At 65.8% G+C, this 7,589-nt stretch carries 9 protein-coding genes; 5 read left to right on the forward strand and 4 right to left on the reverse strand.

All coding sequences use genetic code 11. The annotated features are described in order from the left end of the window. The coding region (locus tag FFS27_RS24895) for an aminotransferase class I/II-fold pyridoxal phosphate-dependent enzyme (RefSeq protein WP_137952263.1) at positions 1 to 769 on the forward strand (769 nt) is incomplete at its 5' end. 313 nt (positions 770 to 1,082) lie between these two features. Then, complete coding sequence (pbpG, locus tag FFS27_RS24900) at positions 1,083 to 2,015, forward strand: D-alanyl-D-alanine endopeptidase (protein WP_003114239.1); 933 nt, start codon at positions 1,083 to 1,085, stop codon at positions 2,013 to 2,015. 22 nt (positions 2,016 to 2,037) lie between these two features. On the opposite strand, the gene arfB is transcribed toward pbpG, so the two are convergent. The 4 genes from arfB to hppD all read right to left on the reverse strand — a co-directional run bounded on the left by arfB (position 2,038) and on the right by hppD (position 5,898). Beyond that, complete coding sequence (gene arfB, locus FFS27_RS24905; protein ID WP_003105972.1) at positions 2,038 to 2,451, reverse strand: alternative ribosome rescue aminoacyl-tRNA hydrolase ArfB; 414 nt, start codon at positions 2,449 to 2,451, stop codon at positions 2,038 to 2,040. A gap of 121 nt (positions 2,452 to 2,572) precedes the next feature. Then, positions 2,573 to 2,956: a lysozyme inhibitor gene (locus tag FFS27_RS24910; protein WP_003085889.1), complete on the reverse strand. Its 384-nt coding sequence runs from the start codon at positions 2,954 to 2,956 to the stop codon at positions 2,573 to 2,575. Positions 2,957 to 3,108: 152 nt separating this feature from the next. Then, complete coding sequence (locus tag FFS27_RS24915; protein ID WP_003085884.1) at positions 3,109 to 4,527, reverse strand: amino acid permease; 1,419 nt, start codon at positions 4,525 to 4,527, stop codon at positions 3,109 to 3,111. 297 nt (positions 4,528 to 4,824) lie between these two features. After that, a complete protein-coding gene (hppD, locus tag FFS27_RS24920) occupies positions 4,825 to 5,898 on the reverse strand; it encodes a 4-hydroxyphenylpyruvate dioxygenase (protein WP_003134288.1) in 1,074 nt (357 codons plus the stop codon). A 321-nt stretch (positions 5,899 to 6,219) separates the two neighbouring features. On the opposite strand from hppD, the gene FFS27_RS24930 reads away from it, so the two are divergent. From FFS27_RS24930 to FFS27_RS24940, 3 genes are all read left to right on the forward strand, one after another. Beyond that, positions 6,220 to 7,008 carry an AraC family transcriptional regulator gene (locus FFS27_RS24930; RefSeq protein WP_003085876.1) on the forward strand — a complete coding sequence of 263 codons (789 nt, stop codon included), beginning with the start codon at positions 6,220 to 6,222 and terminating at the stop codon, positions 7,006 to 7,008. Positions 7,009 to 7,091: 83 nt separating this feature from the next. Further along, positions 7,092 to 7,265 (forward strand): DUF1427 family protein, encoded by a 174-nt coding sequence (locus FFS27_RS24935; protein ID WP_003109411.1) that lies wholly within the window; start codon positions 7,092 to 7,094, stop codon positions 7,263 to 7,265. Positions 7,266 to 7,290: 25 nt separating this feature from the next. After that, positions 7,291 to 7,589: quinone oxidoreductase family protein (locus tag FFS27_RS24940; protein ID WP_137952264.1), on the forward strand; the 299-nt coding region annotated here is incomplete at its 3' end.

A 7,589-nucleotide genomic window follows, 5' to 3' on the forward strand; every position in this document is an offset into this window, starting at 1 on the left:
GAAGGTTTCCCACTACCCCTACGTCAGCGCCGACAACCGCCTGGATGTCGAGGCGATGCTTGCTGGCCTGGAGCGCATTCCCCAGGGAGACGTGGTGCTGCTGCATGCCTGCTGCCACAACCCGACCGGTTTCGACCTGAGCCACGACGACTGGCACAGGGTGCTCGACGTGGTACGTCGTCGCGAGCTGCTGCCGCTGATCGACTTCGCCTACCAGGGCTTCGGCGACGGTCTCGAGGAAGACGCCTGGGCGGTACGCCTGTTCGCCGGCGAACTGCCGGAGGTGCTGGTCACCAGTTCCTGCTCGAAGAACTTCGGCCTGTACCGCGACCGCGTCGGCGCGCTGATCGTCTGCGCGCAGAACGCCGAGAAGCTCACCGACGTGCGTAGCCAACTGGCCTTCCTCGCCCGCAACCTCTGGTCGACCCCGCCGGCGCATGGCGCCGAGGTGGTCGCGGCGATCCTCGGCGACAGCGAGTTGAAGGGACTCTGGCAGGAAGAGGTCGAAGGCATGCGCTCGCGCATCGCCAGCCTGCGCATCGGCCTGGTCGAAGCCCTGGCGCCGCACGGCCTGGCCGAGCGCTTCGCCCATGTCGGCGCGCAACGCGGGATGTTTTCCTATACCGGACTGAGCCCGCAGCAGGTCGCTCGGCTGCGCGACGAGCACGCCGTTTACCTGGTCTCCAGCGGCCGGGCCAACGTCGCCGGTCTCGACGCGCGCCGCCTCGACCGCCTGGCGCAAGCCATCGCCCAGGTCTGCGCGGACTGAACCCTCACGGTTACCCTGAGCCGGCTGTGATGGCCGGCTTTTTTTCGCCCCAGCGAATGCCGCGCACTCCCGCCGAGGCGGCGGATAACCGCGTTGCGGTTATTCGCCCTACCGCACCACGACCTTGTGGGCGTAGGGCGAATACCGCCACAGGCGTTATCCGCCGAACCTCTCCGAACCGGGCCAACCATAAGTCAGCACTTTCAAAGCCCTACGTGCTTTTCCTACAAAAGAGCATAAAATGCTCAATTATGGGCACCAGTTCACACTGCGCCCCACGGCCCCCACTTTCTCGTCTTAGTGAGCAACGCACGTGAGAAACCGTCTCCTGTCACTGGTCACCCTGTTCCTGTCCCTCAGCGTTGCCACCGCGGTATCCGCCTCCCCACCGCCCAAGGCCGGGCTGCCGCTGCAACAGGAGCTGGCGTCGGGCAGCGCGCTGGTTACCGACCAGAACACCGGCAAGGTGCTCTACTCGCGCAACCCCGACCTGGTGGTGCCGATCGCCTCGATCACCAAGCTGATGACCGCCATGGTCGTGCTCGACTCGAAACTGCCGCTGGACGAGGTACTGCCGATCGCCATCAGCGAGACCAGCGAAATGCGCGGGGTGTTTTCCCGGGTGCGGGTCGGCAGCCAGATCAGCCGCCGGGACATGCTCCTGCTCGCCCTGATGTCCTCGGAGAACCGCGCCGCCGCCAGCCTCGCGCAGAACTATCCGGGCGGCAAGAACGCCTTCGTCAAGGCGATGAACGCCAAGGCCCACGCCCTGGGAATGAAGAACACCCGCTACGTCGAGCCGACCGGGCTGTCGCTGCACAACGTCTCCACCGCTCGCGACCTCACCCGCCTGCTGGTGGCCAGCCGGCAATATCCGCTGCTCAGTCAGTGGAGCACCACTCCGGAGAAGACCGTGGCCTTCCGCCACCCCAACTACACCCTGGGCTTCCGCAACACCAACCACCTGATCAACAACAAGACCTGGAACATCCAGTTGACCAAGACCGGCTTCACCAACGAGGCAGGCCACTGCCTGGTGATGCGCACCACGATCAACCGCAGCCCGGTCAATCTGGTGGTGCTGGACGCCTTCGGCAAGTACACCCACTTCGCCGACGCCACGCGCCTGCGACGCTGGCTGGAAACCGGCCAGGTCACTGCGATCCCGGCCGCGGCCAAGGCCTATCGCCTGCAACGCGACCGCGAGCGCGGCCTCGGCCAGCCGGTGGCCCAGGCCGTACGCTGATCCGTCGCGAAGACCGGCCGGCTCAGAAATCCACCTTGCCGCGCCCGGCCTTCACCGCGCCGCGCTTGGCCTTGCCGTCCAGCCGGCGCTTCTGCGAGCCGCGCGTAGGCTTGGTCGGGCGGCGCGCCTTCTGCACCTTGGCCACGCTGCGGATCAACTCCGCCAGGCGCTCCAGGGCATCCTCGCGGTTCTGCTCCTGGGTCCGGTACTGCTGGGCCTTGATCACCACCACGCCGTCGCCGCTGATGCGCTGGTCGTTCAGTGCCAGCAGACGCTCCTTGTAGAACGGCGGCAACGACGAGGCCTGGATGTCGAAGCGCAGGTGCACCGCGCTGGAGACCTTGTTGACGTTCTGCCCGCCGGCGCCCTGGGCGCGAATGGCATTCAGCTCGATCTCATGGTCGGGCAGGTGGACGGCATTGGAGATGATCAGCATGGGGCGGCACGGTGGACCAACGGGGCTGCCAGCATAACCCCTTTGCCGAGCGGAAAAGCAGGCAAAAAGAAACCCGGCCGCGGCCGGGTTCCTTCATTTCGGCTAAGGCGCCAGGTCGAACTCAACGCTCCTTGCAGGCGACCCCGTCGGTGGGCTCGCCGCCCTTCCAGTCGCCGTAGAGGGTGGCTTCCTCGCCCTTGGTCCACCAGATGTACTGGCCGGCGGCGTACTTGGCGCCGGAGGCGGAAATCACATTGCTGAAGACCAGCGTCGAGTTGTCGCTGACCGGCACCACGGCGAGGCTGTTGTCGCCCTTGTTCAGGTACTGCACGGTGAACTTGCGACCGTTCTCGCACTTGTAGTCGACGCTGCGGGTATCCAGCTTGGCATCCCCCGGCAGGGCCAGGTAATCGACCTGGGCGGTCTGCTTGTCGTCGTCGCTGCCGCCGCAGGCGACCAGGACCACGGGAACGGCAGCCAGAAGCAGCCAGAGCGCTTTTTTCATGGAAATCCCTCTAACGAGAAAAAATGGCGCTGCCACTGTAGGAATTCGGCACCTGCCGCGTCAACGACAGGCGCCCCTAGAAAAAGTCTTGTGGGCCGCCGGGACGCGCAAAGGAGCGCTCCCCTCTCCTCTGCGCGCCGGCGCCCCATCGATCACTCGGTGACCGGCTTCACCCGCAGGCCCGGCATCGGCCGCGGGGCTCCCTTGAGTCGGTAGCAGGCCCACATCACCAGCAGCCAGACCGGGATGGCATAGACCGAGACCTGGATGCCGGGGATCAGCAACATGACGCCGAGGATGAACACCACGAAGGCCATGCACAGGTAGTTGCCGTACGGATACCAGAACGCGCGGAAGTGCGTGCGGGTGCCCTGGCGGTCCATCTGCGCGCGGAACTTCAGGTGCGCCATGCTGATCATCGCCCAGTTGATCACCAGCGCCGCCACCACCAGCGACATCAGCAGCTCCAGCGCCTGGTGCGGGATCACATAGTTCACCACCACCGCGAGGAAGGTCACCAGCGCCGATACCACCAGGGCGCGTACCGGTACGCCGCGCTTGTCGACCCTGGCCAGCGCGCGCGGGGCATCGCCCTGCTCGGCCAGGCCGAGAAGCATGCGGCCGTTGCAATAGGTGCCGCTGTTGTACACCGACAGTGCGGCGGTGAGCACCACGAAGTTCAGCAGGTGCGCGGCAGTGCCGCTGCCGATCATCGAGAAGATCTGCACGAACGGGCTGCCGCTGTAGGCATCGCCGGAAGCGTTGAGGGTCTGCAGCAGGCTGTCCCAGGGCGTCAGCGAGAGCAGCACGACCAGGGCGCCGATGTAGAAGATCAGGATGCGATAGATCACCTGGTTGATCGCCTTCGGGATCACCGTCCTCGGCTTGTCCGCCTCGGCCGCGGTGAAGCCGAGCATTTCCAGGCCACCGAAGGAGAACATGATGATCGCCATGGCCATCACCAGGCCGCTCACTCCGTTGGGGAAGAAACCGCCGTGTGCCCAGAGGTTGCTCACCGAAGCCTGCGGACCGCCGCTGCCGCTGAACAGCAGGTAGCAGCCGAGCAGGATCATGCCGATGATCGCCACCACCTTGATGATCGCGAACCAGAACTCGGCTTCGCCGAAGGCCTTGACGTTGGCCAGGTTGATCGCGTTGACGACGACGAAGAACAACGCCGCCGTGGCCCAGGTCGGCACCTCCGGCCACCAGTAGTGGATGTACTTGCCGACCGCGGTCAGTTCCGACATCCCGACCAGGATGTACAGCACCCAGCAGTTCCAGCCGGAGAGGAAGCCGGCGAAGCCGCCCCAGTACTTGTGCGCGAAGTGGCTGAAGGAGCCGGCAACCGGCTCCTCGACGATCATCTCGCCGAGCTGGCGCATGATCATGAAAGCGATGAAGCCGGCGATGGCGTAGCCGAGGATCATCGACGGGCCCGCCGACTTGAGCACCCCGGCCGAGCCGAGGAACAGGCCGGTGCCGATGGCGCCGCCGAGGGCGATCAACTGGATGTGACGATTCTTCAGGCCGCGCTTGAGCTCGCCCGAATGCGGATGTTGGCCGTCCATTGAGTTATCTCACGCAAGTGGAAATTTATTGTTGTCGGAGGCGAAACGGGGCCGTGCGGCTCAGGCGGCAGGCGCACGGCGGGCGCCATGCGGGGCGCGTGGCGGCGGGCGGTCGGCTGGGCGAAGGAAGGACTCACGGATCATGCGTCACCTGTTTGTTGTTGTACGTGACGTGAATGGGCCGCCAGGCTCGTGGCTCGGCGGTGCGGGCAAGGCTGGCGCGATCGGCGCCGCTGGAACGGAAACGCGGAGCGCAAGGAAAACCGCCAGCCCCGGAAGAGGCTGGCGGCAGCGGGATCAGATCACGCCGCGGCGAATCTGATCTTCCTCGATGGACTCGAACAGGGCCTTGAAATTGCCCTCGCCGAAACCCTGGTTGCCCTTGCGTTGGATGATCTCGAAGAAGATCGGGCCGATCACCGTGTCGGTGAAGATCTGCAGCAGGATGCCGTCGTCGCCCGGGGCGCCGTCGATCAGCAGGTTCAGTTCGCGCAGTTGCTCGAGCGGCTCGCCATGCCCGGCGACGCGGGTGTCGACCTTCTCGTAGTAGGTGTCCGGGGTCGACATGAACTTCACGCCGTTGGCGCGCAGCTTGCGCACCGTGGCATAGATGTCGTCGGTGGTCAGGGCGATGTGCTGGATGCCTTCGCCATGGTATTCGCGGATGAATTCCTCGATCTGCGAGGTATCGTCGGCCGACTCGTTGATCGGGATGCGGATCTTCCCGCAAGGCGCGGTCATGGCGCGGGAGAACAGGCCGGTGAGCTTGCCTTCGATGTCGAAGTAGCGAATCTCGCGGAAGTTGGCGATGCGCTCGTAGAAGCCGGACCAGACGTCCATCTGGCCGCGCTTGACGTTGTGGGTCAGGTGGTCGATGTAGGTCAGGCCGACCGAGTTGTCGTTGGCGCTGCGGCCTTCGATGAACTCGAAGTCGACGTCATAGATGCTGCGGTCGCCGTAGCGGTCGACAAGATACAGCAGCGAACCGCCGATGCCTTCCAGGGAAGGGATGTTCAGCTCGCCGAAGTTGGCGTGGCTGCCCACCAGCTTGGCGCCCTGGGATTCGGCGTAGGCGGCGGCCTGGGAAGCGTTCTTCACCCGGAAGGCCATGGCGCAGGCGCTCGGGCCGTGCTTGAGGGCGAATTCATGGACATGCCCGGTCGGGCTGCCGTTGAGCACGATGTTGATATCGTTCTGCTGGAACAGGAAGACTTCCTTGGAACGATGCTTGGCGGTTTCGGTGAAGCCCATCATGTTGAACAGCTGGCGGAGCTGCTCGATGCCCTTGGCGTCGGGGGCGGTGAACTCGACGAATTCGAATCCGTCGGTACCGATGGGATTGTGCTGTTCGATCTTGGCCACGGCGTTCATCCGGCCTCCTCGTTGTTCTTGTTGAATGGACCGCCGCCGGTCCAGGCGGCCGGCGACATGGGAGATGCCTTCATCTCACCCCGTGGCGGCGCGGCGGACAAGCCGTCGGCAGGGCCCGGCGCAGGGCCTGGCGCAGGGTTTCTGGCAACTATTCCTTACGCGCCGGCGGCATGCATGGCGAACGCCCGGTCTTCGTAAAATTATCTTTACAGGGCGGAGCAAAAAGCTGCCAGCAGCGCTGTCACGGCTGCGCTGAAAGCCGGCGCTGCATGATCGGCGTCAAGCGGTTAACCTGCGTCTTTACTCCGCGACGGCATTCCCATGGCACGACCCGCCCCACCCGACCTGAGCGACAGCCGCCGGCCCCTGCGCGGCGTCGCCCGCAGCTATCCTGCCGGGCACCGCGTCGATGCCCACGAGCACGCCTGGGGCCAGGTGCTCTATGCGGTGTCCGGGATGATGTGGCTGGAGACGCCCGACGAGGCCCTGCCGGTCCCGCCGCAACGGGCGGTCTGGTTGCCTCCGGGCCTGCGCCATGCGGTGCGGATCGCGTCCGAGTTGCAGATGCGCAACATCTACCTGAGCCCGGAACTCTCCCGCGGCCTGGAGGACCGCACCCTGGTGCTGGTGGTCGGCCCGCTGCTGCGCGAGCTGATCGTCAGCCTGGTGGAGCAGGAACGACAGAGCGACCCCCACTACTATCGGGCGCTGGCCGATCTCGCCGTGCTCGAACTCGGTCGCGCGCGCCGTTCCAGCCTCCGCGTACCGCTGCCGGACGCCTCCGACAGGCGCCTGCTCGCGCTGTGCCAGGCGGTGATGGCCAATCCCTCCCTGGACATCGGCCTGGAGCGCCTGGCCGAAGACGCCGGGGCCAGCGTGCGGACCCTCTCGCGCCTGTTCCAGCGCAGCCTGGGCATGGGCTTCGCCGACTGGCGGCGGCAGGTGCAACTGGCGACCGCCGCCGCCGCACTGATCGATGGCCGTCCGGTGGCGGGCATCGCCCATGCCCTGGGATATACGCCGAGCGCCTTCAGCGACATGTTCCGCCGCGAGCTGGGCGTCTCTCCCACCGAGTACAGGGCCGAGCATCACCAGCCGTTCCAGCCTTGACCGGTATTCGATAGCGATTGGCCGATAGATGTTTTTTCGGCCAACTAGACTGGCACCATCGTTCACCGTCCCTGTCAGCCGCCATGAACTACCTGATCTCCCTCGGCATCGGCCTGCTGGTCGGCCTGCTCTACGCCGTACTCGACTTCCGCTCGCCGGCGCCACCCGCCATCGCCCTGGTCGGCCTGCTTGGCATGCAGCTCGGCGAACAGCTTTTCCCCCTTGGCCGCGACCTGCTGCAGCAGTGGCTGCACTGATCGCCGCGACGACACGGAGCCCCCGATGAAAGCACTGCAATTCGACCGTACCGGCGACCTCGCCGCCCTCAAGCTGGTGGACATGCCCGACCCGCTTCCCGCCGCCGATGAGGTGCGGGTGGAAATCCGCGCCGCCGGGCTGAATCCGAGCGACGTGAAGAACGTCCTCGGCCGCTTCCCCTATACCACCCTGCCCCGGGTACCGGGCCGCGACTTCGCCGGGGTGGTGGTGGAGGGACCGAAGGCCCTGCTCGGCCAGGCGGTCTGGGGCACCGGGCGGGAGCCAGGGTTCTTCCGCGACGGCAGCCACGCGCAGTTCCTGAC

It is taken from the genome of Pseudomonas sp. 2VD, from assembly GCF_005503585.1.
GTDB classification, from domain to species: domain Bacteria; phylum Pseudomonadota; class Gammaproteobacteria; order Pseudomonadales; family Pseudomonadaceae; genus Pseudomonas; species Pseudomonas aeruginosa.

What these genes read in the sequence shown, in the direction of transcription:
- arfB (WP_003105972.1), bottom strand. Translation starts at nt 2,451, where the DNA reads ATGCTGATCATCTCCAATGCCGTCCACCTGCCCGACCATGAGATCGAG.
- FFS27_RS24910 (WP_003085889.1), bottom strand. Translation starts at nt 2,956, where the DNA reads ATGAAAAAAGCGCTCTGGCTGCTTCTGGCTGCCGTTCCCGTGGTCCTG.
- FFS27_RS24915 (WP_003085884.1), bottom strand. Translation starts at nt 4,527, where the DNA reads ATGGACGGCCAACATCCGCATTCGGGCGAGCTCAAGCGCGGCCTGAAG.
- hppD (WP_003134288.1), bottom strand. Translation starts at nt 5,898, where the DNA reads ATGAACGCCGTGGCCAAGATCGAACAGCACAATCCCATCGGTACCGAC.
- FFS27_RS24930 (WP_003085876.1), top strand. Translation starts at nt 6,220, where the DNA reads ATGGCACGACCCGCCCCACCCGACCTGAGCGACAGCCGCCGGCCCCTG.
- FFS27_RS24935 (WP_003109411.1), top strand. Translation starts at nt 7,092, where the DNA reads ATGAACTACCTGATCTCCCTCGGCATCGGCCTGCTGGTCGGCCTGCTC.